Source organism: Acinetobacter sp. P1(2025), assembly GCF_051390655.1.
In the GTDB taxonomy this organism is placed as follows: Bacteria; Pseudomonadota; Gammaproteobacteria; order Pseudomonadales; family Moraxellaceae; genus Acinetobacter; species Acinetobacter junii.
This window is the reverse complement of the sequence record NZ_JBPKBJ010000009.1, coordinates 46,046-71,798: the sequence shown is the minus strand read 5'-3', so window position 1 is coordinate 71,798 and position 25,753 is coordinate 46,046. Positions and strand designations below refer to the sequence as shown.

22 protein-coding genes and 1 pseudogene are annotated in these 25,753 nt (G+C 39.8%); 15 read left to right on the top strand and 8 right to left on the bottom strand.

Going from position 1 to position 25,753, the window contains the following annotated elements:
- Positions 1 to 162 precede the first annotated feature (162 nt).
- Positions 163 to 2,484, top strand: a complete 2,322-nt coding sequence (locus ACSC97_RS04160; protein ID WP_436659448.1) for a hypothetical protein — start codon at positions 163 to 165, stop codon at positions 2,482 to 2,484.
- A 50-nt stretch (positions 2,485 to 2,534) separates the two neighbouring features.
- Here the strand turns inward: ACSC97_RS04160 and aroE are convergent, their stop codons facing one another.
- On the bottom strand, positions 2,535 to 3,323 hold the full coding sequence (gene aroE, locus ACSC97_RS04155) for a shikimate dehydrogenase (RefSeq protein ID WP_436659446.1): 789 nt from the start codon (positions 3,321 to 3,323) through the stop codon (positions 2,535 to 2,537).
- 217 nt (positions 3,324 to 3,540) lie between these two features.
- Between aroE and ACSC97_RS04150 the strand changes: the two are divergent.
- Positions 3,541 to 3,681, top strand: a pseudogene (locus ACSC97_RS04150) (histidine phosphatase family protein); the annotation flags it as partial.
- A 58-nt stretch (positions 3,682 to 3,739) separates the two neighbouring features.
- Here ACSC97_RS04150 and hemF read toward each other — a convergent pair.
- Together hemF and ribA are read right to left on the bottom strand one after the other, a co-directional pair.
- Complete coding sequence (gene hemF / locus ACSC97_RS04145) at positions 3,740 to 4,681, bottom strand: oxygen-dependent coproporphyrinogen oxidase (protein ID WP_436659444.1); 942 nt, start codon at positions 4,679 to 4,681, stop codon at positions 3,740 to 3,742.
- 131 nt (positions 4,682 to 4,812) lie between these two features.
- Positions 4,813 to 5,415, bottom strand: coding sequence for a GTP cyclohydrolase II (ribA, locus tag ACSC97_RS04140; RefSeq protein ID WP_005403269.1), 603 nt, complete (start codon positions 5,413 to 5,415; stop codon positions 4,813 to 4,815).
- 306 nt (positions 5,416 to 5,721) lie between these two features.
- Here ribA and dxs point away from each other — a divergent pair, with 306 nt between their 5' ends.
- The 8 genes from dxs to ACSC97_RS04100 all read left to right on the top strand — a co-directional run bounded on the left by dxs (position 5,722) and on the right by ACSC97_RS04100 (position 14,587).
- Positions 5,722 to 7,617 (top strand): 1-deoxy-D-xylulose-5-phosphate synthase, encoded by a 1,896-nt coding sequence (gene dxs, locus ACSC97_RS04135; RefSeq protein WP_125299075.1) that lies wholly within the window; start codon positions 5,722 to 5,724, stop codon positions 7,615 to 7,617.
- 122 nt (positions 7,618 to 7,739) lie between these two features.
- On the top strand, positions 7,740 to 8,570 hold the full coding sequence (locus tag ACSC97_RS04130; protein WP_004951734.1) for an inositol monophosphatase family protein: 831 nt from the start codon (positions 7,740 to 7,742) through the stop codon (positions 8,568 to 8,570).
- A 449-nt stretch (positions 8,571 to 9,019) separates the two neighbouring features.
- Positions 9,020 to 10,948, top strand: coding sequence for a DEAD/DEAH box helicase (locus ACSC97_RS04125; protein WP_151722952.1), 1,929 nt, complete (start codon positions 9,020 to 9,022; stop codon positions 10,946 to 10,948).
- Positions 10,949 to 11,370: 422 nt separating this feature from the next.
- Entirely contained in the window at positions 11,371 to 12,189 is an 819-nt protein-coding gene (locus ACSC97_RS04120) for an ABC transporter ATP-binding protein (protein WP_039047481.1), read from the top strand.
- The gene (mlaE, locus tag ACSC97_RS04115; RefSeq protein ID WP_004909424.1) at positions 12,186 to 12,962 is read left to right on the top strand and encodes a lipid asymmetry maintenance ABC transporter permease subunit MlaE; all 777 of its coding nucleotides are present in this window, start codon (positions 12,186 to 12,188) and stop codon (positions 12,960 to 12,962) included. Before ACSC97_RS04120 ends, mlaE begins: the two co-directional genes overlap by 4 nt.
- The gene (locus tag ACSC97_RS04110) at positions 12,962 to 13,636 is read left to right on the top strand and encodes an outer membrane lipid asymmetry maintenance protein MlaD (RefSeq protein ID WP_004909422.1); all 675 of its coding nucleotides are present in this window, start codon (positions 12,962 to 12,964) and stop codon (positions 13,634 to 13,636) included. The genes mlaE and ACSC97_RS04110 overlap by 1 nt, the downstream gene beginning before the upstream one ends.
- 19 nt (positions 13,637 to 13,655) lie before the next feature.
- Positions 13,656 to 14,288, top strand: coding sequence for an MlaC/ttg2D family ABC transporter substrate-binding protein (locus ACSC97_RS04105; RefSeq protein WP_004909421.1), 633 nt, complete (start codon positions 13,656 to 13,658; stop codon positions 14,286 to 14,288).
- 11 nt (positions 14,289 to 14,299) lie between these two features.
- Positions 14,300 to 14,587 carry an STAS domain-containing protein gene (locus ACSC97_RS04100; RefSeq protein WP_004964385.1) on the top strand — a complete coding sequence of 96 codons (288 nt, stop codon included), beginning with the start codon at positions 14,300 to 14,302 and terminating at the stop codon, positions 14,585 to 14,587.
- Between the two features lie 54 nt (positions 14,588 to 14,641).
- Here the strand turns inward: ACSC97_RS04100 and ACSC97_RS04095 are convergent, their stop codons facing one another.
- Together ACSC97_RS04095 and ACSC97_RS04090 are read right to left on the bottom strand one after the other, a co-directional pair.
- A complete protein-coding gene (locus tag ACSC97_RS04095; protein ID WP_199955549.1) occupies positions 14,642 to 15,169 on the bottom strand; it encodes a hypothetical protein in 528 nt (175 codons plus the stop codon).
- 1 nt (position 15,170) lies between these two features.
- Positions 15,171 to 16,184: a magnesium and cobalt transport protein CorA gene (locus ACSC97_RS04090; RefSeq protein WP_004909415.1), complete on the bottom strand. Its 1,014-nt coding sequence runs from the start codon at positions 16,182 to 16,184 to the stop codon at positions 15,171 to 15,173.
- A gap of 150 nt (positions 16,185 to 16,334) precedes the next feature.
- Here ACSC97_RS04090 and ACSC97_RS04085 point away from each other — a divergent pair, with 150 nt between their 5' ends.
- On the top strand, positions 16,335 to 16,919 hold the full coding sequence (locus ACSC97_RS04085) for a TIGR00730 family Rossman fold protein (protein WP_436659437.1): 585 nt from the start codon (positions 16,335 to 16,337) through the stop codon (positions 16,917 to 16,919).
- A gap of 9 nt (positions 16,920 to 16,928) precedes the next feature.
- On the top strand, positions 16,929 to 17,315 hold the full coding sequence (locus ACSC97_RS04080) for an NUDIX hydrolase (RefSeq protein WP_436659435.1): 387 nt from the start codon (positions 16,929 to 16,931) through the stop codon (positions 17,313 to 17,315).
- On the opposite strand, the gene ACSC97_RS04075 is transcribed toward ACSC97_RS04080, so the two are convergent.
- Both ACSC97_RS04075 and recG read right to left on the bottom strand, forming a co-directional pair.
- Entirely contained in the window at positions 17,305 to 17,964 is a 660-nt protein-coding gene (locus ACSC97_RS04075; protein ID WP_436659433.1) for a ComF family protein, read from the bottom strand. The genes ACSC97_RS04080 and ACSC97_RS04075 overlap by 11 nt on opposite strands.
- Entirely contained in the window at positions 17,957 to 20,002 is a 2,046-nt protein-coding gene (gene recG, locus ACSC97_RS04070; protein WP_436659431.1) for an ATP-dependent DNA helicase RecG, read from the bottom strand. The genes ACSC97_RS04075 and recG overlap by 8 nt, the downstream gene beginning before the upstream one ends.
- Before the next feature lie 19 nt (positions 20,003 to 20,021).
- Here recG and ACSC97_RS04065 point away from each other — a divergent pair, with 19 nt between their 5' ends.
- Together ACSC97_RS04065 and ACSC97_RS04060 are read left to right on the top strand one after the other, a co-directional pair.
- Positions 20,022 to 20,840: an NAD-dependent epimerase/dehydratase family protein gene (locus ACSC97_RS04065; protein ID WP_436659429.1), complete on the top strand. Its 819-nt coding sequence runs from the start codon at positions 20,022 to 20,024 to the stop codon at positions 20,838 to 20,840.
- Positions 20,841 to 20,964: 124 nt separating this feature from the next.
- A complete protein-coding gene (locus ACSC97_RS04060) occupies positions 20,965 to 21,945 on the top strand; it encodes a putative solute-binding protein (RefSeq protein WP_004951756.1) in 981 nt (326 codons plus the stop codon).
- Positions 21,946 to 22,003: 58 nt separating this feature from the next.
- Here the strand turns inward: ACSC97_RS04060 and plsB are convergent, their stop codons facing one another.
- Positions 22,004 to 24,559 (bottom strand): glycerol-3-phosphate 1-O-acyltransferase PlsB, encoded by a 2,556-nt coding sequence (gene plsB, locus ACSC97_RS04055; RefSeq protein WP_436659426.1) that lies wholly within the window; start codon positions 24,557 to 24,559, stop codon positions 22,004 to 22,006.
- Positions 24,560 to 24,838: 279 nt separating this feature from the next.
- On the opposite strand from plsB, the gene ACSC97_RS04050 reads away from it, so the two are divergent.
- Positions 24,839 to 25,711: an acyl-CoA thioesterase gene (locus tag ACSC97_RS04050; RefSeq protein WP_004909395.1), complete on the top strand. Its 873-nt coding sequence runs from the start codon at positions 24,839 to 24,841 to the stop codon at positions 25,709 to 25,711.
- The last annotated feature ends 42 nt before the right edge of the window (positions 25,712 to 25,753 follow it).

Here is a 25,753-nt window from a genome sequence, read left to right as displayed (position 1 = left end):
ATTGATAAACACTGTGGAAAAGACTGTCAGAAAAGCTAATTAAGGCAAAAAACACTTAGTTGAAAATTCAATTTTCTGCTAAAGTTTTAGACTCGTTTTGAATATGAAAATGATCCATTTAGTAATTGAAAATATAACGATATAAAGGTGTTTGATAAAGCTATGCGTTTAAAATATTTAACATTATGTTTGTTTGGTCTTAGTATTTCAGGTTGTTCTCAGCATGTCATTAAAACCAATTCAAGCTCTTCTAGTTTAGAGCAAAAAGCAATAAATAGCATCAATGCGATGTACGAATATCCGAGCTACGACTATCGGGGGAAATTTAATATTCATGTTGACCTTGATCAGCATAAAACTGAAGTAGATCAACAGAAAGATGTTTTAGATGCTGCTTTGAAACAAAAGGTTGATCAATATCTGCGCGAGCAAAAAGTCAATTTGGATGCAAAGCAAAAACAAGCACTATATAAAGCTTTAGCAGAGCAACCGAAAGGTTTGGGCAATAGCAAGTTTGATAAATTTGCTCGAGTAATGGCTAACATCTTAAATGATATGCAATTTGAGTATGATGGATCTGTGCATTATCGACAAAAGATGGGCTCGTTTAACCTCACTGCTCGTTATGAAAAACCAACCTTATTGGTTCAAGCGAAAGTTCCGATGGTTTTGGATTTAAATAACTACAAGTTCTACATCAATTATTTTGCATTGATGCCGTACTTGGTGAATAAAGAAAATCAGAACAATTTAGCGTATTTAGATTTTTCAAAATACCAAGGCTTGTTTAAACAAGTCGATTACAAGAAATTTGCAGAATACATCAAAGCATCGAGTGCTATTTACTATCGTTTAGCTGATCCAAACAGTATTCAAGCTTTGTCGGTGAGTTCTGCTGATCAAGCTGCGGGTGTGGTAGAGAAAATTCGTTTAAAAACCACAATTGAAGAGCTGGTTCTGCAAGCGAATCTATATAGCAAAGTGAATGAAAAATACTTAATGCAAAGTATTTTGAAATTTGATGAGCAAAATCTTGAAAAATTGATTTCAGAACAAGACAAAACAGACACTGCTTCAAAGGCTGAACAAAGTGGCACTTTATTAAATTCAAAGGCAGCAGCTGATGATGCGAGTGTGGTGAGCCAAGAGTTGTATCGTCTAGTGAATCAACACTTTGGAGTAGAAGAGCCAGAGGATGAATATACTGAAGAGGCAGATGCAACCAAAGTCGCAGCAGAGGACGTGGCTCAAGAAGCTGAAGATATCACAGAAGAGGCTGATGCCGTTGCAGAGTCTGCCACCGCGACAGAACAAGTGCTAACAGGCGAGCAATGTACAGCATTACAAAATGCTGCCAAAACAAATTTTGGTGATATTCAGTATTGTCAAACCATGTACGATGTTGATGTTTTGGGTGAGCAGAAAACGCCATCGGGTTTCTTGTCTTATATTGAAAAATTGGTCGCAGTTGAAAAAGAGTTTGTTCAATACGATCAAAATCAATTTATTGATGATCAAGGCTTTAAAGCACTTTGGCTGAAGCATCAAGCAGACATTCAAAAAGCATTACCACCCGTTGAAAAGCGTAATCCTTTCGTGATGGATGTTGGCTTGGATGCACAAGGGCGTGCAGTCAAACTTGATTATGACTTGAATTATGCACTGCCTGAGCTGAAGTCGAGCTTTAATATCAAAGCAGATATGCTGGTGACAAATTACGGTAAAGCAACCCCGATTGATCAAGCTCAGTTAAAGCAAGCTAAAACATGGGCGGAAGCGAGTAAGGGTTCTATCCTTGAACAAGCGATCGGCAGTTTCTCTGAAAAATTAGGTCAAACAGGCATTCAAGAGCGCTCAGCACAGCCTTATACATTATCTTTGGATGATCAGCTCAAAGTAATTGCTGAGCAGCGTTACGATGCTACACAGTCATATGAACAAACCTACAAAGCGGTGTTCATTGCTAAATTGGTTGAGAGTAATCCAATCCTTGCAAAACGTTACACTTCTCAAGAGTTACAAGAAGTCGCAAGTGTCTATGCTTATTGGTTCTCAGATGAAGAGGTATATAGTCCTGAAGGTAAGGCTCTGAAACAAATCGAAAGCTTACAGAAAAAACACCATTTGGAGCAAGAAGATCAGTTTGATGAAAAGTTGGGTCAAGCCGTAAATCGTTTAGTCACAGATGCAATGCGTGGTGACCAAGACCGTCAGCAATGGAAAAAGCTAAAAGCTCAATATAAGCAACCACAGCAATTGTTTGCGAAACAATATCAAATCCAGTTTGAACAAACCAATGGTATTTCGAGCGAAGAAAAGAGCTTGTTGGAGCAAACAGCGAATGTGTTGGGGCAAGTATATATTGACGCACGTAAAAATCAGCTTTCTGATAAATCATTGAAGGCACTGAAAATTGAACATAATGAATTTATTGATTATGAAATCTTCAAAGATGTTTATCAGAAAATGATAAGCGCAAAATAATTCAGTTAAAAAAGAACCTGCATCATGCAGGTTCTTTTTTATGGTTTGATTTATAAGAAATCTTTTAATTCAGGTTTCACGCCATTCCAAATAGAGAAAGCTTCAATCGCTTGCCCCACTAGCATGCCGAATCCATCTGTAGAGGGGACTTGTCTCATAAGGGCTTGATCAAGGAAACTTGATGGTTTTCCGTATGCCATTTCGTAGGCGTGATGAAAAATAAGTGTTTGGGGTAATTGCAAAGCTTCACCCGTTAAACTTGCCGAAGTCGCATTAATGACGATGTCAAACTCACCTGTCAGTTGATCTAGGCTGATTGCATGTAGTTTAGTATCGGGCACAGCCGTTTTTAAATCTTCAACCAATTGTTCTCCACGGGCTAATGTACGGTTGGCAATCACGATTTTTTTTGCACCAGCTTGAACCAGTGGATAAATCACACCGCGCGTTGCGCCACCCGCGCCCAAAATCAAAATACGGCTATTTGCTAAGTTCCAATTCAAAGCTTGTATTGCCGCAACTAAACCTTGCCCATCGGTATTATCACCATATAGTTGACCGTCTTGCATCCATAAAGTATTGACTGCTTTGGCAATCTTGGCACGTTCAGTGAGTTGGTCACATAACGCAAAAGCCTGCTCTTTAAAAGGCACAGTGACATTCATGCCAACACCATTTTGATCGAAGAACGCTTTAACTGCGGACTCGAAACCATCTAGCGGAGCAAGAATTTTTTTATAATTCAAATCAACGCCAGTTTTTGCTGCAAAAGCATGATGCAATTCTGGTGAGCGGGATTGTTCAATTGGATTTCCAATAACAGCAAATTGTTTGGTCATGAGTCATCAGCTTGATTGCGGTGGTCAAAGTTTATTAAAGATACATGGTGTGCCGCAATATTGATTTACATCTCGCACCATATGACAGGCTGATTTAATTTTCAGAACATGTACAGATAAGATTGAATTTCGCTGAGGTTTATGCAAATTATATTATGAGTATCTTTCTCATTCGACATGCCGAAAGCATTGCAAATATTAATCATCGTAGTGATTGTCACACGGACAATTTTTACAGTTATTGATTACTTTGATCAAACAGCCTCAAAGTTTGAGTAAGTCTTTGATACAAAATTTTAGATCAGATTTAATTCATAACCCTATCAAGAACACTGAGATCTTTATATTTAGAACTTAAATGAATGTATAAATAAAATACATCCCTGATTTATAAAAACAGGGATGTAGAGTAGGAATTATTTTGTTAAACCTAACCAATCTCTTGGTTTTAAATAATAATCTGTAAGTCGTTTCTCTGACGAGTCAGCGTCCCATTCTGGACGATACGACCAACCTGCTAGATTCGGTAAACTTACTAGAATTGACTCAATACGCCCACCAGTTTGTAAGCCGAACAAAGTGCCACGGTCATAAACCAAATTATATTCTACATAACGCCCACGACGATAAAGTTGGAACTCACGTTGCGCTTCTGTATAGGGTTGCTCACGATGCTTTTCAAAAATAGGTAAGATCGCCTCTAAGTACCCATTTCCAACGGCTTGCATATATTTAAAACAAGTTTCGAAATCCCACTGATTGAGATCATCAAAGAACAGCCCTCCTACGCCGCGTTGTTCATCACGATGCTTTAAGTAGAAATAATCATCACACCATTGTTTGTGTTCTGCATAAACATTTTCACCAAAAGGCTTGCATAAGTCATAAGCGGTTTGATGCCAATTTTGAATATCTTGATCATCTGGGTAAAAAGGTGTCAGATCGAAACCACCACCAAACCACCAAACAGGATTTTGACCTTCAGGTTCGGCTACAAATAAACGAACATTGGCATGTGAGGTTGGAATATTAGGATTTTTAGGATGAATGACTAATGAAACGCCCAAGGCTTGTGCTTTTGCACCGGCAATCTGTGGATGGCGTTCTGTCGCTGAAGCAGGTAGTTTGCTGATGTTAATGTGGGAAAACATCACCCCACCTTTTTCGATTACTTCACCATTTTGTAGAACTCGAGAGCGACCACCACCGCCTTCGGTTCTCTCCCAATCATCAATGATAAACTCAGCGGTTCCACCGCCTGCACGTTCCTGTTGTTCTAAACCTGCGCAAATTCGTGCTTGTAGATCAAGTAAAAATTCACGAACACGTTGAATATCAGCTGAAGTTGGATGCTGCATGATGATCCTCTTGAGGTGATCTATGTATTAGTAACATCAAAACATAAAACCATAAAAAAAATAAGGGATTTTTAATCATTCTGATTAAAAATCCCTTGATTGCTTTATTTTTAAACGTTTAAGAACGTGAATCAGAAGTCATCTTTTTGATAGAGATGATCCATACGCTCACGTTTGGTCTTTAAATATTGCTCATTGAACGGATTTTTTCCAACAGTAAGTGGTACACGTTCAACAACATTAATACCAAGATCGGTCAGCGCTTTAAGTTTTAGAGGGTTGTTAGTAATCAACTTAACTTCTTTGACTTGAAGATGATCGAGCATAATGCTGCACATATCATAACGACGTGCATCAGCAGGAAGATTTAACAGAAGATTAGCATCAACCGTATCATGCCCTTGATCTTGAAGTGCATAAGCTCGGATTTTATTGGTCAATCCAATGCCACGACCTTCTTGACGTAAATAAAGGATGACACCTTGACCTGCTTCATTGATCAAACGTTGGGTTGCTTGCAGTTGAGGACCACAGTCACATTTCAGTGAGGCAAAAGCGTCGCCCGTAAGACACTCTGAGTGAATACGAACTAAAACAGGAGTATTTGGTGGAGTTTCTAAACCTTTAGAAAGCGCCACATGTTCTTCACCCGTCTTTGGGTCTTGAAACACGGAAATATTGAAGTCACCGAAAGCAGTTGGTAGCTTTGATGTTGCAATAAATTCAATCGGCACAGATTTATTCACCATTATCAGAAAAACTGTCAAAGTATAGCCTAATGTGTGAAGATTGCGTGAATTAGAATGTCTGATTTTTCACACAAGTTTTTCTTTTTCATACAAAGCACATAATAATAGTTGATAAACAGTGACATAATTCAGGATAATCTGATGGCTATACTGTAAATGTATGCAAGAGAATGTTCAGCACTACATCATTCGCACATGTGGCTGATTGAAGGTGCATCATGTTTAATTGTATGATCACCCCCATTTAACCCAGCTTCGGATTTGCCAGGCTTAAAAAGGCTTTGCCACATTATGTTGTATACCGAAATTCCAACTCAACGCCCTGTTACGCCATTGTTGGATGAAATCGATCATCCTGAGCAATTACGTCAGCTCGAGCAAAGCCAACTCCCTCAAGTGGCAGATGAGTTGCGTCAATATATTTTGTATGCAGCAGGACAAAGTGGTGGTCACTTTGGCGCAAATTTAGGTGTGATTGAACTGACAGTTGCTTTGCACTACTGTTTCAATACACCAGATGATCGTTTAGTTTGGGATGTAGGGCATCAAGCATATCCACACAAAGTCCTGACTGGGCGTCGAGAACGTATTACCACAATTCGTAGTAAAGGTGGTTTAGCTGCATTTCCAGCACGTGATGAATCTGATTTTGATACTTTCGGTGTAGGACATTCTTCAACAGCAATTTCTGCTGGATTAGGTATGGCATTGGCTCGTCGTTATCAGCAAAAGCCTTGCGAAGTTGTTGCGATTATCGGTGATGGTGCAATGACAGCAGGGATGGCTTTTGAAGCCATGAATGATGCTGTTGCGCATGATGCTGATCTAATCGTTGTATTGAATGATAATGATATGTCGATCTCATGCAGCACGGGTGGTTTTGCAAAACATCTTGCTGCGATTTGGGAAACGGGTCAATTGGTCAATGTAAATGAACAGGGCGAAGCTTATGTTCAGCCACATCCAAAATGGACATACAATTCGCGTTTGCATCAATCTGCAACAGATGCAGCTGATAACTTATTTAAAGCGATTGGTTTTGACTATTTCGGACCCTTTGATGGGCACAATGTTGAACAACTTGCTCAAGTCTTCCACGCATTAAAAAAACGCAAAGGTCCGCGATTAGTTCACGTTTACACTAAAAAAGGTAAAGGTTTCGCTCCAGCAGAAGCAGATCCGATTACCTATCATGCCATTACTAAGATTACACCTACTGCTTCAGCACCAGTGAAAAAATCACCACCTAAATATTCAGATGTATTTGGACAGTGGTTATGTGACGAAGCTGCACAAGATGCACGTTTATTAGCGATCACACCTGCAATGTGTGAAGGTTCTGGCATGGTGAAGTTTGCACAGCAATACCCTGAACGCTTTTTTGATGTTGCAATTGCTGAACAGCATGCAGTGACTTTGGCAGCGGGTATGGCTTGTGAAGGTTTAAAGCCTGTTGTTGCGATTTATTCAACCTTCTTGCAACGTGGCTATGATCAGTTGATTCATGATGTGGCATTACAAAATTTAGATGTCACCTTTGGTATTGATCGTGCTGGTTTGGTTGGCGAAGATGGTCCAACGCATGCAGGTGCATACGATTATGCCTATATGCGTACTGTACCTAATATGGTGATTATGGCGCCAAAAGATGAAAATGAATGTCGTCAAATGCTACACACTGCATATCACTATAAAGGTCCAACAGCAGTTCGTTACCCACGTGGTGCTGGAACAGGCGTAGAAATTCAACAACAAATGACTGCTTTAGAAATTGGTAAAGCTGAAATCGTTGCAGAATTTAATTTGGATGCAGATCAGCAGATCAGTATTTTGGCTTTCGGGAGTCGAGTGGCAGCTTCAGTCGAAGCAGCGCAACAATTTGCGAATAAGCATGCAATAGGTGTGCGTGTGGTAAATATGCGTTTTGTGAAGCCACTAGATGAACAAATGATACGTACACTTGCTGAACGAACTCAGCTTTTCGTAACTGTTGAAGAACATGCCGTGATGGCAGGTGCGGGAAGTGCAGTAAATGAATTCCTCGCACAAGCAAAAATCGTAAAGCCAATCCTCAATTTGGGTTTGCCAGATGAGTTTTTACATCAAGCTACACATCAACAAATGCTCGCCGATTGTGGTTTGGATGCGCATGGGATTTTAGCTTCAATTGAACGTGCTTGGTTTTAGATAAAAAACGGAAATAATTTTTCGTAAACATTTTTCCCCTAAAAGCCCTTATATTTGATAGAATGTAAGGGCTTTTATGCATTATTCTTTGTCAAAATCTTCAAATTTGTAGTGGGTGTTCAATGGAACCTATGGTGGTTATGGCTGCGCGTGCGGCTCAAACAGTTGGTCAAGAGCTTTTAAAGGCACATCAAAATCGTCATAAACTCGATTTACAAGTTGAAGAAAAAGGCATTGATGGTCCAGTAACACGTGTTGATCGTTATTTGGAACAACTTACAATAGATACACTTCGCAAAAGCTATAAAAATCATAGCTTCCTTGGTGAAGAGTTTGGTATGCAAGAAGGTAAAGGTCACGACGCTGATTGGTGTTGGGTGATTGATCCTTTAGATGGTACTCAAAACTTTATCAATGGTTTCCCTCACTTTTGTATTTCTATCGCTGTACAACACAAAGGCGTGACACAACACGGTGTGATCTATGATCCAGTACGTGATGAGTTATTTTCAGCTAGTCGTGGTCGTGGCGCAGTGATGAATCAACGTCGTATTCGTGCGAATGTCAAAGATACTTTAGATAAAACATTCCTAGCAGTCGGTCATCCTTATCGCGCGAAGCGTAATGGTGAAATTGTTTCTTATGCAGAGCAACACTTTGCTTCGTTATTGGCAGTCACAAAATCTGGCGCTCAAATTCGTCGTGCAGGTTCAGCAGCTTTAGATTTGGCATATGTTGCTGCGGGTCGTTTTGATGGTTTCTTTGAATTAGGTTTAAAACCATGGGATATCGCTGCAGGCGAGTTAATTGTTAAAGAAGCGGGCGGTGTGGTTGTGGATGCTCGTGGTGGTAATGATTCAATGGAAAATGGTCAAGTCATTGCTTGCTCAATGAAAATGTTAAAACCACTAATGCAAGCAGTAGTTCCAGCATGGAGCGAAGCTGCAAAATAAATTTTAGATTAAAAAACCCTCAATAATTTGAGGGTTTTTTATTATGATCTGATAATAATGAAGGAGTTATTTTTATAATTTCATCTTCTTTAATCGGTCAGATACAAATAATAAAGGTGATCCAGTAGAAAAACCTATTAAAAAGGGTGACTTTTAAAATTATTCTGCTATAATCCGCCCACGCACTTAAATTCCAGTTCATTACCTGAACATTCAGTTCTATTCATATTATGCGCACGCTGTCCATAGAGAGGACCACATCTTGCGCCCAAATCGCTTAGCGATTCTTCAGGTTGAGGCAGTAATCAAGCGTGCGTTAGTCCACATCGTCGTTATCCGGATTGCCGCTGAATTTCATATATTTTCAGCTTGAGTCGCTTTGCCGCTTTTTGCCGATGTCTATTTTTTGTATTTATTAAAATGGAGCACCCATTAGGGTGAAACTCTCTATGAGCAAAACTTTTGCCGAATTTTCTTTGCACGAAACCTTACAACAAGCCCTAGAAGGTTTAGGTTTTACTAGTCCAACTCCTGTGCAAGAACAAGCGATTCCAGCTGCGTTAGAAGGAAAAGATCTATTAGTTTCTAGCCAGACTGGTTCTGGTAAGACAGCAGCATTTTTACTCCCAACATTAAACGCTTTAACTGGTCAAGAAACTTTCGTGCCATTTAAAGAGCGCATGAAAGCGATTACCCAACCAAGTATTTTAGTTTTATGCCCAACGCGTGAATTGGCTCAACAAGTAAGCCAAGATGCGATTGCATTTGTACGTCATATGAAAGGTGTTCGTATTGCTGCAATTATGGGGGGTATGCCTTTTGGTAAGCAAATTCAACAGCTTAAAGGCGCGCAAGTTATTGTTGCTACTCCAGGTCGTTTACTTGACTTGGTTAATCGTCGTCAATTGAAACTTGATAAAGTTGAATCTTTAATCGTCGATGAAGCTGACCGTATGCTTGATCTAGGTTTCTCTGAAGATCTAGAAGCAATCGGTGAGTTAGCTGCAAACCGTAATCAAACATTAATGTTCTCTGCTACTTTTGCTGATCGTATTATTCGTCTTGCTGAACGTATGATGAATGATCCACAACGTATCGCAATCGAAACAGGCCACAGTACTAATACTGATGTAACTCAAACATTACATTGGACTGATGGTTTTGAGCATAAGAAAAAATTACTTACACACTGGTTATCTGACGAGTCAGTAGATCAAGCTGTTGTATTTGCAAGCACGCAAGAAGATACAGACATGCTTGCTGAAGAGTTAGCTGAAGCAGGTCACTCTGTAGTTGCGTTGCATGGTGCTATGCCACAAACAGTTCGTAACCGTCGTTTACGTAGTATTCGTGAAGGTCGTGCAAAAATCTTAGTTGCAACTGATGTTGCAGCACGTGGTTTAGACGTACCAACCATTTCTCACGTAATTAACTTCGGTTTACCGATGAAAAATGAAGACTATGTACACCGTATTGGTCGTACAGGTCGTGCGGGTCGTACAGGTCAAGCGATTACACTTGCGACTTATCGTGAGCGTGGCAAAATCCGTGCTTTAGAAGATTATTTAGATGCACGTTTAAATGTGTCTGAAATTGAAGGTTTAGAGCCATCTCCACCTCCTGCACGTTCAGGTCGTGATGGCGGCGGTCGTGGTCGCGGTGGTCGTGATGGCGGCGGTCGTGGTCGTGGTGGTTTTGGTGGCGGTCGTCGTTTTGAGGGCGAAAGCAATTTCAAACGTCGTGAAGGCGGTGATGATCGTCCACGTCGTAGCTTCGATGATAAACCACGTGGTGAACGTCCATCATTTGGTGGTGAAGATCGTCCACGTCGCGAATTCAATTCTGATCGTCCACGTCGTGAAGGTGGTTTTGAAGACCGTCCACGTCGTAACTTTGATGATAAACCACGTGGTGAACGTCCATCATTTGGTGGTGAAGATCGTCCACGTCGCGAATTCAATTCTGATCGTCCACGCCGCGAAGGTGGTTTTGATGATCGTCCAAAACGTACATTTGGTGGTGAAGATCGCCCACGTCGCGAGTTCAATTCTGATCGCCCACGTCGTGAAGGTGGCTTCAATGATAAACCACGTTTTGACTCGAATGATGACAACCGTGGTAATCGCGTAGATTATAAACCACGTCGTGAAGGAAGCTTCGGTGATCGTCCAAAACGTGATTTTGGTGATCGTCCAGCGCCTCAACGTGAAGGTGGCTTCGGTGACCGTCCAAAGCGTAGCTTTGGTGGTGAAGATCGTCCAAAACGTACATTCGGTGGTGAAGACCGTCCTAAGCGTAAATTTGGTGAAGATCGTCCAGTACGCGGTACACGTGAAGAAACTTTCGGTGGCGACCGTCGTCGTAAAAACGATTTCTAATCGTTAAAAACCGATAAAATGAAGAAGCCAGTTGAAAAACTGGCTTTTTTATTGCTTGATATTCATGTAGAATCGGAAAAAATGTGTTCTAGTTCAAATTTTATATAAAAAATGAATAAGGTTAAGCAAAATAACAGTTTTGTTGCTCAAGCATGGTCTTTTGTTTGCAATGAAGGGCTGCCGTGTCTATTTGTCATTCTCATGTTATGTAATGGATTATTCTTTGCATATGCATTATTTGATGAAAACAATTCTGACAGTTTTAATGCCAATAATACGATGCATGTTGCAAGTGAATCCGCGTCTAAGAATAACTACATAAATTAAATAATCTTGATACATCCCTTATCAAAATAAAAACAAGTGCTTAATCTTTCAGTGTATAGTATGCGTGCATAAAAAGTGCAGGAATGAATGCCCTTATGAATAATAAAACTCCTCGCGATACTGAAGCCTTAATTGAAGTTAAACACTTGAGCTTTAATCGAGGGGAACGTGTCATTTATGATGATGTTTGTCTCAAAATTCGACGTGGTCAGATTACTGCAATCATGGGGCCATCAGGTACAGGCAAGACAACACTATTAAGACTCATTGGTGGACAATTAACTCCTGATCGGGGTGAGGTTTTACTTGATGGTAAAAATATAGCTGCGATGTCTCGTTCTGAGCTGTTTACAGCTCGTGCACGCATGGGAATGCTATTTCAAAGTGGTGCGCTGTTTACTGATATGTCGGTATACGAAAATGTTGCATTTCCGATACGAGCTCATACGAAGCTACCTGAACATATCATTGCAGAACTTGTTGCCTTAAAACTTGAATCTGTTGGTTTACGCGGTGCAGAACAGTTAATGCCATCAGAACTTTCTGGAGGCATGAATCGTCGTGTTGCATTAGCACGTGCGATTGCACTTGATCCAGAATTGATTATGTATGATGAACCTTTTGCTGGGCAAGACCCGATTGTGAAAGGTGTTTTAACTCGATTAATTCGTTCTTTACGTGAAGCATTAGATTTAACAACGATTATCGTATCGCACGATGTGGCAGAGACCTTATCGATTGCTGATTATATTTATGTTGTTGCTGAAGGTAAAATTCAGGGTGAAGGTACACCTGAACAATTAGAAAATCATGCTTCACCATTTGTGCGCCAATTTTTAACAGGCTCAGCTGAAGGACCTGTCGAATATCAATTTACTCATCAAGCTTATTTAGATAACGAGGTTCGTCCATGAATACGATTGCCTGGTTAGGTAGACTCGTTATTGAGCGGGTGAAAGGCATTGGTGCAGCGTCACTAATGTTGATTCAGATTTTATTTTCAATGCCATCCAAAGGCGGATTTCAGCGTTTTATCTACCAAATGTACCGTGTCGGAGTGATGTCATTATTGATTATCTCTGTCTCTGGTTTATTCATTGGTTTGGTACTGGGTTTACAAGGCTATTCGATTTTGGTGAATGTCGGTAGTGAAGCAATGTTAGGGACGATGGTGTCTTTGACATTACTTCGTGAGCTTGCACCTGTAGTCGCTGCATTATTATTTGCAGGACGTGCTGGTTCGGCGCTTACTGCTGAAATCGGTTCGATGAAACAGAGCGAACAGCTTGCCAGTATGGAAATGATTGGTGTTGATCCGTTAAAGCAAATCGTTTCACCACGTTTATGGGCAGGTATTGTAAGTTTACCGATGCTGACTGTCATTTTTGCTGCAATTGGTATTGTCGGTGGAAAATTAGTTGGTGTTGATTTCCTCGGAGTGGACGAAGGTTCATTTTGGGGTGGAATGCAAAGTAGTGTGCAATTTGGACATGATGTTGTTAATGGCATTATCAAAAGCGTAGTGTTCGCATTGATTTGTACATGGGTAGCGGTATATCAAGGTTATGCCTGCGATCCAACTCCAGAAGGTATTGCGACGTCGATGACGAGAACGGTCGTGTATTCTTCACTTTGTGTATTAGGTTTTGATTTCGTGTTGACTGCGGTCATGTTCGGAGGGATTTAATGAAATCACGTACTAGTGAGCTGGCCGTAGGTATTTTTGTCATTATCTTCGGTATCGCTCTATTTTTTCTTGCAATGAAAGTCAGTGGTTTAGTTGGCACAAATTTACGTGATAGCTACAGCATGACAGCGCAGTTTGACAATGTGAATGGTTTAAAACCACGTGCAAAAGTTACGATGAGTGGTGTAACGATTGGTCGTGTTGAATCTATTACATTAGACCCAATCACACGTTTAGCGACTGTGAAATTCGAATTGGATGGTAAGTTAACGAGCTTTAATGCTGAGCAGTTAAAAGAAGTTCAGAAGAATGCACTTGAGGAATTACGCTATAGCTCCGATTATCAACAAGCTGATGCTGCGAAACAAAAAGAAATGGAACAGCAACTGATCGGTAACATGACCTCCATCACGAGTCTGGACGAAGATGCTTATATAATGGTAGCAACCAATGGCTTATTGGGTGAAAAATATTTGAAAGTCGTACCAGGTGGTGGAGTCAACTACTTGAAACGTGGTGACGTCGTTTCAAACACTCAAGGCACAATGGATTTAGAAGATTTAATCAGTAAATTTATTACTGGTGGTGCGGGTAAATCCACATCAAGCTCATCAACAGAAAGTTCAGCTTCTCAACCTGCTACGGATGATGCAGAACCTTCGTTTGTTGAGTAATTCAGGTTAGGAGATTGAAGTGAATACATTATTGAAACAGACACTGACAGCAAGCGTATTATCGACAATGCTTGCGAGTGCCGCTTTTGCAGCGCCAAAAGAGACCCCACCTGATTTCGTAAAACGTGTTGCAGATGGCTTAATTACTCGTTTGAAAGCTGATAAACCGAAGTTGCAAAACAATCCAGCTTTGGTCAGAACGATTATCCGTCAAAATCTTGATCCATATGTAGATTCGCAAGCATTTACTCGTATCGTATTGGGTACTTATGCAAATAACCAATACACGAATGCTGCACAACGTGCTCAGTTTGAGAAAAACTTCCGTGAAGTGATTATCGAAAACTATGGCGGTGCTTTCGCGAAATATACTAATGAAAGTTATACAATGCGTCCGTTTAAGTCGACTAACAGCAAAAATCCTGTGGTGACTTTAGACTTTATGCATAATGGTGAGAAGATCCCTGTGTCATTCCAATTAACGGACAAAGGGGATCAATGGAAAGTGCGTAATATCAATGTTTCTGGTATTGATCTAGGCTTACAATTCCGTAACCAGTTTGCTGCTACAGTTCAGCGTAATGGTGGAAATATTGATAAAGCGATTGCGACCTTTAAACCAGATGCTGATGCAGCTGTAAATAAAAAATAAGTAGGTGACGGGTGATTCAATATATCGACCAACAACTCGTCGTTCCTAAGACGATTGATTTTGAAAATGCAGAGCAAGTTTATCAATCAGGTTTAGCATATATTCAGCAACATCAAAGTTTTCCTTTAGTTGTTGACCTTGCTCAGCTTGAAAATGGTAATACTTTATCTTTGGCTGTTTTGGTGCAATGGTTACGTCAAACTCCAGAGAGTAAAGGATTACATTTTAAAAATGTTTCTGAAAAGATGTTAAAGATCATCCAAGCTTGCCATCTACAAGATGACTTAAAGTTAATTTAATTGATTTTGTAGATTACAAAAAGAGAGCTATTTTAGCTCTCTTTTTTATTGGTATTATTTGGGATAAGCTGAAAAAAGAGCTTCGCAAGTTGGATATTTTTGATGTAGTTTTTTTAAATAAAAGCTTTCGTCATGTTCTAAAAAACCATCTAGTAATCTGATAGATGATTCATTATTACAGCCTTTAATTCTTCTATTCCATGCGGTAAATGGTGCAATAGGAAGATCAATCGATATGGTATTTTCTTTGCAATCTAATAATACTAAAGAGACAATTTGATATTTCTGGGGTGCATTATGATTTGATGGGTATGCTAAGCCCATAATTAAGTCATTCGTTTTTATCGTTTTAACTGGAAAGTCACTCATCCATTCTTTAGGTCTTGGTGAAATGATTTTAGATAACAAATTCTTAAATACAAAGTCAGGATGCTGTAATTTGAATTTAGTATGATTAATTGAATTGATCTTCTGAACAGACTTAACGCGGGCAATAAACACATCATTTGGGGAAAGCGGTGCGCAGGCAAAAGTTGTGGGTATCGAAAGAGTTATGCCTATACAAAGGAATAACCCTTTCATTTTATATCCATTTCTTCCATCTGAAGTAGACCATTGGTAGTACTAAGAAAGCCATTAATATGCCAGCGACGACGAGAAAGCTTAAACTTCCGTGAGCAAATGGTAATTCATCTGTATTCATCCCATAAATACTTGCAATCAGCATAGGTGGTGCAAGCATACTTGGTAAAATAGAGAATCGACGAATCGTGTCATTCTGTTCAGTGTTAATGAACCCAGAAGTGGTATCGAGTAAGAATCGTACTTTTTGGAATAAGAAAGCATCGTGCTCGACTAGTGAGCGTACATCCTCGCTTAATTCTCGAATATCTGCATCATAGATATGACTGCCTAATGCACGCGGGCGAGATAAAAAGGTAAGAACTCGACGCAAATCAATCAAACATAATTGTGCTTTTCCAAGCATATCTTCTTGTTGTGCTAGGCGTGTAATCATGTCATCTAGATCTAAGATCTTTTCACGATGATGATTATTGAGTACTTCTGTGGAGTATCTTTCTAAGTCTTTGTGGATATCTTCTAAGATATCCGCAAGTTCATCAAGCTTTGCTTCTAGTAACCCCAATAAGATCCACGTCGGATCTTTATAGTCCATATCATAGTCATTGCGACGCGCGCGGGCACGGAATGCACGGAAAGCGACGAGCTTCTCACCACGCATGGTAAATAAACGGTCTTTATGCAAAATAAATGCGACGGTTTGTACCATTGCAAGCATATGTGATGAGTCGTCAGTATCACCATCTACCTGATAATTTTTATTCTTTGTTAAAAAATATGTGCTGATATGCAAAATACCATCATCATCACGGTAAAATCGTGCGGATGAGGAAATGTCTTCAAGTGATTTGAGAGTAGGTAAGTTGCGCTCATAAGCATCAAGTACCCATTGTTGTTCTTCTTGTGATGGAGCGATTAAATCAATCCAAACTAATTCAGGATGCAGATCAAAACTCCCATTGATCGTTGCATCTTCTAGACTACCGCGCTCTGTGGCATAAAAGGCTTCAAGCATGTCTTTTTTCCTCGCGCAGTTTATGAAAGTCAGCGTGTATTTTAGACAAGGATTGAACTAAAAACACTTGCCTAAACGCTATTTTGTCAAAAATCTTGTTTCATAGCCTACTTTATCAGCATGACAGTTATATAAAACGGTTTTAATTGTATGAATTCTATATGTGTTTTTTGCGGTTCTTCTCTCGGTAATGATGTGGTTTATGAACAAATCACTCAAGCAACAGGTCAAATAATTGCTGAACAAGGTTTGACCGTTGTTTATGGTGGTGGTCGTTCTGGCTTAATGGGTGTGGTTGCCAATAGTGCGCTTGAAGCAGGTGGCAAAGTGATTGGTGTTATTCCTGAAGCTTTGGTTGATCGTGAGCTTGCGCATGCTGAACTTAGCGAACTATATGTTGTGAAAGATATGCATGAACGAAAAACCAAGATGGCTGAATTGGCAGATGGTTTTATTGCATTACCTGGCGGTGCAGGGACTTTGGAAGAAATTTTCGAGCAGTGGACATGGAATCAATTAGGGATTCACCAAAAGCCTTGTGCATTTTTAAATATTAATGGCTTTTATGATGATCTGATTAAAATGTTACAAGCTTCAGTTGAGCATGGTTTTAGCCAAGCTCGATTTGTAGATACCTTGATTGTGTCTGATAATATTCATGATATTTTAGCGGCATTTCAGAAATATCAACCCGCAGTTCCGAAATGGACGTCTCGCAATGAAATTCAAGCTTGAGGATAACCTTTGAAAACAATCACTGTCGCTGCTGCCATTATCATGAATGACAAAAATGAGTTGTTATTGGTAAGAAAAAAGAACACGCGTGTGTTTATGCAAGTTGGCGGAAAGCTTGAACCCAATGAAGCGCCTGAAATAGCAATTCAGCGCGAAATTTTAGAAGAGATTGGGTCTACTTGTGACATCAAGCAGTATTTGGGGCGATATGAGACAGCAACAGCAAATGAACCTGATCATCAATTAATTAGCCATCTGTTTGTTGTCGAACTCCATCAACAACCTGAAATTGCGGCTGAAATCGCGGAAATGAAATGGATTGATTTGCATGAAGAGCCTATTTTGCTTGCGCCATTAACTACCGAGGTTGTCATTCCTTGGTGTCTTAAGCAATAACATCATGATTTGCCTGTTTAACACCACCAGCGGCTAAACAGGCTGAGTATATATGTTGGCACCCCAACTGTTTTAATACTTGACTGAGGGCATTGATAGAGCTGCCTGTGGTCACGACATCATCAATAATCAGCACTTTTCTATAAATCAATTGAAGATGTGTTTTAGCGACAAATTGATCTTCTATATTTTCCAGTCGCTCTAAACGGCTTAAACCTTTTTGAGAATGTTGAGCTAGTCGTTGCACGGGCTGCCATACTGGAATATTCAATACTTTGCTCAGTTCCTTAGCGATTAAAAGTGATTGATTGAAACCCCTTTCCATCAGTCGATCATTTGAAATAGGCATTGGTACGATGGCATGTACTTTTGGCAGTTTAAGTTCGAGTAATAGTCCGCTAAGTAATCGAAGATGATGTAACTGTTGCTCGTATTTAAATTGTTGAATGAGTTGGTTGATGGGATAGTCATAATGACAGGCAATAAGTATATCTTGCTGATGTCGTTCGATTTTATGTTTTAACCATGGCAATTGTTGCCAGCAATTTTGACAAACACCATGGTGTGCTCTGACACCAATATCGCATAAGTGACATGCTATTAAATAATCAGCAACTTGTTGTGCTCCTCGACTCAATAATTTAAACATAAGCGTATCGAGGTGCTTCAGGTAGCCAACGTTTTAATAGTCCTTCAGCATGTTGTGGATAATCTTTTAGTAATTGTTCAGCAACAAAATGTGCTTGGGTGAGCAAATGGTCATCACGTTCTAAGCGTGCGACACGAAACCCCATATCTCCAGTTTGCTTGGTTCCTAGTAATTCACCTGGACCACGTATTTCCAAATCTTTTTCAGCGATCACAAAGCCATCGTTGCTTTCACGCAAGATGGAAAGACGTTCTTGTCCATTTTGTGATAGTGGCGTTTTGTAGAGTAGGGCACAAAAACTAGCTGTTGCACCGCGACCAACTCGACCACGTAACTGATGTAATTGAGAAAGTCCAAGTCGTTCCGCATTTTCAATCACCATAATAGATGCATTGGGCACATCGACACCCACTTCAATCACTGTGGTGGCAATCAAAAGTTGTGACTGGTTGTCTTTAAAGGCTTGCATGACAGCTTGCTTTTCATCAGCTTTCATTTTGCCGTGTACTAATCCCACATTTAGATCAGGGAAGCGTTCTTTAATTTCTTGAAAAGTTGCTTCTGCTGCTTGGGCATCCAAGGTTTCAGATTGTTCAACTAAAGTGCAAACCCAGTAGGCTTGTTTACCTTCACGACAGTTACTGGCGATACGTTGTAAGACCTCTTCTCGACGATCAAGAGGAATCGTGACAGTTTGAATCGGGGTTCGTCCAGGTGGTAGCTCGTCAATGATTGAGGTATCTAAATCACCATAAGCACTCATTGCGAGTGTGCGTGGGATAGGGGTCGCTGTCATCACTAATTGATGTGGTGTAAATTGATCAACGCCTTTATTACGTAATGCAAGTCTTTGATCTACCCCAAAGCGGTGTTGTTCATCAATAATCACTAAGCCTAACTTCGAGAATTCTACATTGTCTTGGAATAGGGCATGCGTTCCTACAACGAGTTGTGAGTGACCTTCTTTAATTTCCTGCTCTGCTAAAGTTCGTGCTTTACCTTTTTGTTTACCTGAGAGCCAAGCCACTTTTATGCCTAAAGGCTCAAACCAACGTTTGAAATTTAAATAGTGTTGTTCAGCCAAGATTTCGGTGGGTGCCATCAGCGCCACTTGCCATTCAGCTTCTAAAGCATGGCATGCTGCAACGGCTGCAACCAATGTCTTACCTGCACCCACATCTCCTTGAACTAAACGCAGCATGGGTTGTTCTTGCTTCAGATCATGTAGAATTTCTTTAGAAACCCTTTTTTGTGCGTTGGTCATCTGGAAAGGCAGGGCATCTAAAAGGCTCTTTGCTAAAACTTTGCTGCTGCTAAAGCGAGGTGCTGCTATTTGTCGAATATAAGCACGACGTGTAAGTAAGCTGATTTGATGCGCGACCAGTTCTTCAAAAATCAATCGTTGCTGTGCAGGATGTGAGCCTTGATTGAGTTGTACCATATTGGCATCAATCGGTGGTTCGTGAATATAGTGCAGAGCTTCTTTTAATTCGTAGCCATTACTGTATTTGGCGGGCAGTAATTCAGGTAAAGCATCGCTATGATGTTCCAGTGCTTGGCGAACATATTCACGCAACTTAGGTTGTGTTAGACCCTCAGTGCTTGGATATATCGCTGTTAACTGAGTTTTGGGTAATGCGGTATGTCGTTGAATGACTTGTATTTCAGGATGATAAAGCTCTAAGCCTCGTGCACCGACACGCACTTCACCAAAGATTCTTAAACGTGCACCTGGTTTTATACGATCCGTTAAACCTTTATAAATATGATAAAAGCGTAAGGTGACTTTGCCAAAATCGTCTTGTAGCAAAGCAGCAAAGGATTTCTTTTTTCCTTGTGGGAAATCAATAGATTTAACTTCCCCCTCAAGCAAATAACTACGTCCAACAACCAGCTGATTCATTGGAATAATAGTGCTACGATCTTCATAGTCACGCGGAAGATGAAACAGTAGATCATCCGTGCTAAAAATATGGAGCTTTTCTAGTAGGCTTGCTGCGGCAGCACCAACGCCTTGTAATTGCTGGACTGAAGTCATTTTTTGGTCAAGGATCGGTATGCATATTTTATTTATTGGTTATGGTAAAACATCTCAGCGTGTCGCTAAACACTTATTTGAGCAAGGCCACCACATTAGCACAATTAGCCGTACTGAAAAAACAGATCATTACGCAACACACCATATTCAAGATGCCCATCATCTTGATTTAAGTGAATTTGAACCAATCGATGTGGTATATGTGATTCTTTCACCAAGTGAAAGTGGAATTGATGCTTATCAACATATCTATGTCGATAGTGTGGAACCAATTGCTAAAGCTTTACAACATCATCCTGTCAAACGGATCATTATCGTCTCTTCAACACGCGTTTATGGTGAAAACTCAGGAGAGCTTGTGGATGATGAGTCTGATATACGTCCAATAGATGAACAAGGACAGCTATTACGAAAAATGGAGTTATTATGGCAATCCTACTATCCACAACAGGCTGTGATTGTTCGTCCAACAGGTATTTATGGTGTATCCGTTGAGCGTTTAAAAAAGCTTGCCCAGCGTACACAGAGCTATCCGACGATTCACTTTAGTAATCGTATTCATATAAATGATTTAGCTCGATTTTTAGCTTTGTTGGCGACTTTGGAAAGTCCTGAATCAAGTTATATTCTCAGTAATAATAGACCTATAGCGATGCATGAAATTTTGCTTTGGTTTCAGCGAAAATTAGGTTTGACAGCATTGAAATTGGAGTCTGAACAGCACACTGGAAAGCGTATTTATGCGACTCGAGTCGCTAAAACTGGTTTTGAATTTGACCATTTGATTTGCTTTAATGACTATGAAGCCGCGCTGTTCGTACATAGTAATGAAAAATAATTAGATTAAACTGCGATCATGATTGAAGAGTTGGTATGAATCTTGATAGATACTTACCAACACATTCCGTTAAGGAACTGCCTAAGTTTGCACGTAGTTTGCAGTGAGGCGTTGAAGGTTGTATATGAGAAAAATAATTTATTTAATTTTGCTGTTATTTATGGGAACAACAAGCTGGGCTGGTGAGCAGGTTTGGTGTGTGTTTGAGCCTTTGAGTTCCAAAGGCGATATCAGCCGTCGTCTGCAAGATATACGTTTGCATGCCATGCAAAGCCAAGTTCAATTAAAATTCAGTTATTTTAAAATTGAAAAAGATGCGATTCAGGCTTTTGAGCAAAATAAATGTACAGGTTTAGTCGCATCAAACTTTAATACCTACCGCTACAACTCATTTATGGGAAGCACTGGTGGAATTGGCTTAATTTCGAATAATCGTGTTGCACGAATGTTTTTGCAACTGATGAATAATTCGAATGTTGAAAAAAGAATGATCAGTTCGAAGTATGAAGTGGTTGGTATGATTCCGATCGGAACGGCATATATGATCATGAATACTCAACAGATCAGTAAAGTATCCCAACTCAAAAACAAGCGCATAGGGATTCTAGAAGATAACCCACCACAACAAGCTTTAGTTCAAAGTGTCGCTGCTAAAGCGACTTATGTTGATTTTTCAAATGCAATTGATTTATTTAAACAACATAAGATTGATATTCTAGCAGCGCCTGCTTATGGAATTTTGCCTTACAATCTCAAAAAAGAGTTTGGTGAAGCAACACAGGTTGTGAATTTCCCAGTTGCTTATTTTGCAATGAATATTGTGATTAAACCAAAATCATATCCTGCAAATTTTGGGCATCATGTTCGTACATGGTTTGTCAAAAATAGTAATGTATTGGCCGCACAGGCGATTCAATGGGAAAATCACTTGCCTGCTTATTACTGGGCGGATATTTCAGACTTTGAGAAACAAGGTTATGAAGCATTGGTTGCGAAAATCCGTAATCGTTATGTTGAACAAGGATACTACGATGCTTTTTTTGTAGAATTAATTAAACGACTTCGATGTATCGATGATCCAAAATATCTTGAATGTCGCAAATGACGTAAATAAAAAGCCAAATCTAAGATTTGGCTTTTTTGTTTCGAGATGAACGTTGAGATTATGCTTTCTTACGCTTTAGACGACGTTTCGCTTGTTGAGAAGCCATTGCTTCCAAAGCGGTAGCTAATTCTTCATCACTAAACGTAGTAATATGTTGCAGCATCTGTAAAGTGGTTTCATCTAGAACCAATTGAGCACCTGCAGCCATTTCACTAAAGTTATCATCATATTCGATGAAGCCTAGCTCGTTGTTGCGAATATAGTTTTGCTGAGTCAGAACTTTAATAAAGCTTTGGAATAGTGCCTTATCAAAGAATTCTGGTGAATTGAATTCATATAACACCGATAAGCGCTGACCTAATAAGTGGCTTAACTCCTCAACTTGTTTGGTTGAGATGTTGCCTGAGCCTCGCTGTGTGATCAGTGCCAACGTCATATAATAACGTTCAAGACTTTGTTTTACAGGCATTGCCAAGGTCAGTAATTTTTGGTGCTCTTCACTGTTTGGAGTAGGGCTAAATAAATTACCGTCATGGTCTTGGAAAATTAACCCAATTTGAACCAAAGCATTTACATAGCTGTCGATGTGTTGTTGTAACTCAGAAGCTTGCCACTTCATAAACAATTCAGCTTTTAAGAATGGATACAAAGTACGAATTACATTACTTAAATCTAATTTATTGATCTTTCCATTGTGTTCCACTAAAGATGCAACAAGTGAAGGTAAAACAAAGGCATGCAAAATGTTGTTACGGAAGTAAGTCAACAATACCGCTTGATTGTCTTCGATCGCGATAATATCACCAAGTACATGGTGAACACGTTTGATCAGTTTTAATTTCAAGCCATAGGCAATAATTTCTTTGCCTGATAATGAAGTCACTTGAGTGCGTTCATCGTAAGGATGTTGAGTCGCTAAATCACGATAAATATCAAGCTGCTTAGCACAAATTTCTTCATCAAGCGTATGTTTCGGCGTTGCCAATAAGATCAGAGATAATAATGAAACAGGGTTAATGACAACTGCACGGTTAATATTTTCTAAGATTAGATTTGCTGAGCTAGAAACAACTTTCGAAATTTCAGCTGGAATAGGTGCATCATTTTTCTCGATTTGGATATTGTCTGCTTGATGCTGCTTCAAAATATCATCTAAGAAAACAGGCTCACCAAAATTCACATGTACCTTACCAAAAATACGTTCGATTTTACGTAAGGTTTTTACGATGCCAAAAATAGATTCTGCTTCTTTAGGCTTACCTTGCATCTCGCCAACGTAAGTTGAACCTTCCATCAAGCGTTCGTAACCGATATAGGTCGGCACGAATACAATTGGTTTGGCACGTCCACGTAAATGACCATGAATCGTCATGGCTAACATACCTGTTTTAGGTGGCAATAAGCGACCCGTGCGTGAGCGTCCACCTTCAATAAAGTATTCAATGGGGGTGTTGCGAGACAAAATGCTGTAAAGATATTCTTTAAATACAGATGTATATAGTGCATTACCGCGGAAAGAACGACGAATAAAGAATGCGCCACCGCCACGAAGTAATTGACCTACAAATGGAAGGTTGAGGTTGTCGCCAGCAGCAATATACGGAATCATCAAGCCACGTTTATAAATCACGTATGACAATAATAAGTAGTCGATATGACTGCGGTGACACGGTGTGTAAATGATTTCATAATCTTTAGCGAGTTCACGAACTGTACTGAAGTTATGAACTTCGACACCGTCATAAAGTTGTGTCCACAAACGCGTTAATGCCATATCAGCAAAACGAACGGCTGAAGCTGAGTAGTCTGATACGATTTCATTAACGTATCCGATAGCACGTCGTTCAGCTTCGAGCATACTGATTTTGTGTTGAATACTTTCACGACGGATTGCATCTTGAACATCACGAGATTTGACCACTGACTGCATGACGTTACGACGATCCGACAAGTCAGGGCCCAAAACAACTTCACGTTGCTGATCTAAATAAGTATCTAATGAGCTAGCGATATAAGTCGCAGGAGAGAGATTTGGGTGGTTGGTCTTGGCATAATCTACCAATTCTCTCAATGATTGAGGCTCATGGAATTCCAAATAAGACTGGCGACCATGTAAGCCGATATTCATAAGTTGTTTAACAGTACCTGGTGTTGCCCAAGTATCTGAAAATAGTAATTTGAACCAAGAATCTTCTTTATCAGGCGCACGTCCCCATAATACCGTAACAGGCACGAGTTCTATTTCAGTTTCAGGATGTTTTTCGAGGGCTTCAATGAGATGTAAAAGTTTGCTAGGAAAAGTTTGAGTATTAAAGTAATTATTTTCGTTATGATGAAGGAATAATACTGAGTTCTTTTCCTGATATGACCCAAAACTCAATGGGTCTAGTGCAGGTTTCAGATGAAGCCGACGAGTTTCACCATCGACAACAAGCGCATTACTGCGTGAATAGTTTTGTAAAACATAGCATACAATTTTATTTGAATCGGTTGTATTCTGCTCTGTTTTGGTGGATTCTGTAGGAACTTCACCAAGAACATGTGGGGTAACCACAAGGTCAAGTAACTTACTCGAAAGTTGACGATACATTTGACCAAATCCAGTCTTGGACATTACAGACTCCTAAATAATAATCCTGACATATAGCCATGATGAACACGACATTCTGCGATATTCTTACATAAAACGATATGCTATTTTCTGACAAAATATAGCGTATTTGGTAGATTTTATCGTTAAAAATCGTATTTTTAGCGGTTATAAATAAGGATTAATGTGACGGACAAATCATTTTATCCTGAGCATCTTTATTGGAATTTGTGGCACAATCAAAATCATCAACTAATATAACAATTCGTTGATCTCTCCTGATTGATGTTGGAAGGTTATTACATGAATGCTTTGACTCAAGAACTCGTTGAACTTTTGACCTTAGAAAGAATAGAAGATCATATCTTTCGGGGTAACAGCCGCAATTTGGTTGGTAAACGAGTATTCGGTGGACAGGTTCTTGGTCAAGCATTAAGAGCTGCTTCGTATACTACTGATCGTCCTGCACATTCGTTGCATGCTTACTTTTTATATGGTGGGGATGTAAATGCACCCATTATTTATGAAGTTGATCCATTGCGTGATGGAAAAAGTTTTGCAAGTCGTCAAGTGCGAGCAATTCAACATGGGCGTACAATTTTTTCTGCGATGGTATCTTTTGCCAATCCTGAAGAAGGTTTGAACTATCAACATAAAGAGCCTGAGTATCCAGCTCCAGAAGCACTGAAATCAGAAAAAGAACTGAAAGAAAGTATGTTGAATTTCGTGCCTGAAAATGTTCGCGCCAGTTTTATGCGTGAACGTCATGTTGAAATTAAACCGATTCAGCCTATGAATCCGTTTCAACCTCAGCCGGAAGCTCCTTTTTACGCACACTATATTCGTACTCATGATCGAATCCCATCGAACATTGATGAAATTTCACTTCATCAAGCGATTGTTGCGTTTTATTCTGACTTTACCTTGATGACAACAGCATTGCGTCCTCATGGTCTGTCTTGGATTTCCCCAAATCTACAATGTGCCAGTATTGATCATACGATTTATTTCCATCGACCTCTGCGTGCAGATGATTGGATGTTGTATGACATGGAGGCAACGATTAGTGCAAGTTCTCGTGGCTTGAACTTTGGAAAAATGTGGCAAAACGGACAATTAGTCTGTAGTACAGTACAAGAAGGTTTGATTCGGCTCAGAGAAATAGAAACGCAATAATGTGAAATTATTCTGCATGAAATCGTATTAAAGCCATCATTA

What these genes read in the sequence shown, in the direction of transcription:
- ACSC97_RS04120 (WP_039047481.1), top strand. Translation starts at nt 11,371, where the DNA reads ATGAATAATAAAACTCCTCGCGATACTGAAGCCTTAATTGAAGTTAAA.
- aroE (WP_436659446.1), bottom strand. Translation starts at nt 3,323, where the DNA reads ATGACCAAACAATTTGCTGTTATTGGAAATCCAATTGAACAATCCCGC.
- plsB (WP_436659426.1), bottom strand. Translation starts at nt 24,559, where the DNA reads ATGTCCAAGACTGGATTTGGTCAAATGTATCGTCAACTTTCGAGTAAG.
- ACSC97_RS04110 (WP_004909422.1), top strand. Translation starts at nt 12,962, where the DNA reads ATGAAATCACGTACTAGTGAGCTGGCCGTAGGTATTTTTGTCATTATC.
- ACSC97_RS04075 (WP_436659433.1), bottom strand. Translation starts at nt 17,964, where the DNA reads ATGTTTAAATTATTGAGTCGAGGAGCACAACAAGTTGCTGATTATTTA.
- ACSC97_RS04065 (WP_436659429.1), top strand. Translation starts at nt 20,022, where the DNA reads ATGCATATTTTATTTATTGGTTATGGTAAAACATCTCAGCGTGTCGCT.
- ACSC97_RS04050 (WP_004909395.1), top strand. Translation starts at nt 24,839, where the DNA reads ATGAATGCTTTGACTCAAGAACTCGTTGAACTTTTGACCTTAGAAAGA.
- ACSC97_RS04125 (WP_151722952.1), top strand. Translation starts at nt 9,020, where the DNA reads ATGAGCAAAACTTTTGCCGAATTTTCTTTGCACGAAACCTTACAACAA.
- ACSC97_RS04085 (WP_436659437.1), top strand. Translation starts at nt 16,335, where the DNA reads ATGAATTCTATATGTGTTTTTTGCGGTTCTTCTCTCGGTAATGATGTG.
- ACSC97_RS04060 (WP_004951756.1), top strand. Translation starts at nt 20,965, where the DNA reads ATGAGAAAAATAATTTATTTAATTTTGCTGTTATTTATGGGAACAACA.
- ACSC97_RS04130 (WP_004951734.1), top strand. Translation starts at nt 7,740, where the DNA reads ATGGAACCTATGGTGGTTATGGCTGCGCGTGCGGCTCAAACAGTTGGT.
- ACSC97_RS04160 (WP_436659448.1), top strand. Translation starts at nt 163, where the DNA reads ATGCGTTTAAAATATTTAACATTATGTTTGTTTGGTCTTAGTATTTCA.
- recG (WP_436659431.1), bottom strand. Translation starts at nt 20,002, where the DNA reads ATGACTTCAGTCCAGCAATTACAAGGCGTTGGTGCTGCCGCAGCAAGC.
- ACSC97_RS04090 (WP_004909415.1), bottom strand. Translation starts at nt 16,184, where the DNA reads ATGCTTGAAGCCTTTTATGCCACAGAGCGCGGTAGTCTAGAAGATGCA.
- mlaE (WP_004909424.1), top strand. Translation starts at nt 12,186, where the DNA reads ATGAATACGATTGCCTGGTTAGGTAGACTCGTTATTGAGCGGGTGAAA.
- ACSC97_RS04095 (WP_199955549.1), bottom strand. Translation starts at nt 15,169, where the DNA reads ATGAAAGGGTTATTCCTTTGTATAGGCATAACTCTTTCGATACCCACA.
- hemF (WP_436659444.1), bottom strand. Translation starts at nt 4,681, where the DNA reads ATGCAGCATCCAACTTCAGCTGATATTCAACGTGTTCGTGAATTTTTA.
- dxs (WP_125299075.1), top strand. Translation starts at nt 5,722, where the DNA reads ATGTTGTATACCGAAATTCCAACTCAACGCCCTGTTACGCCATTGTTG.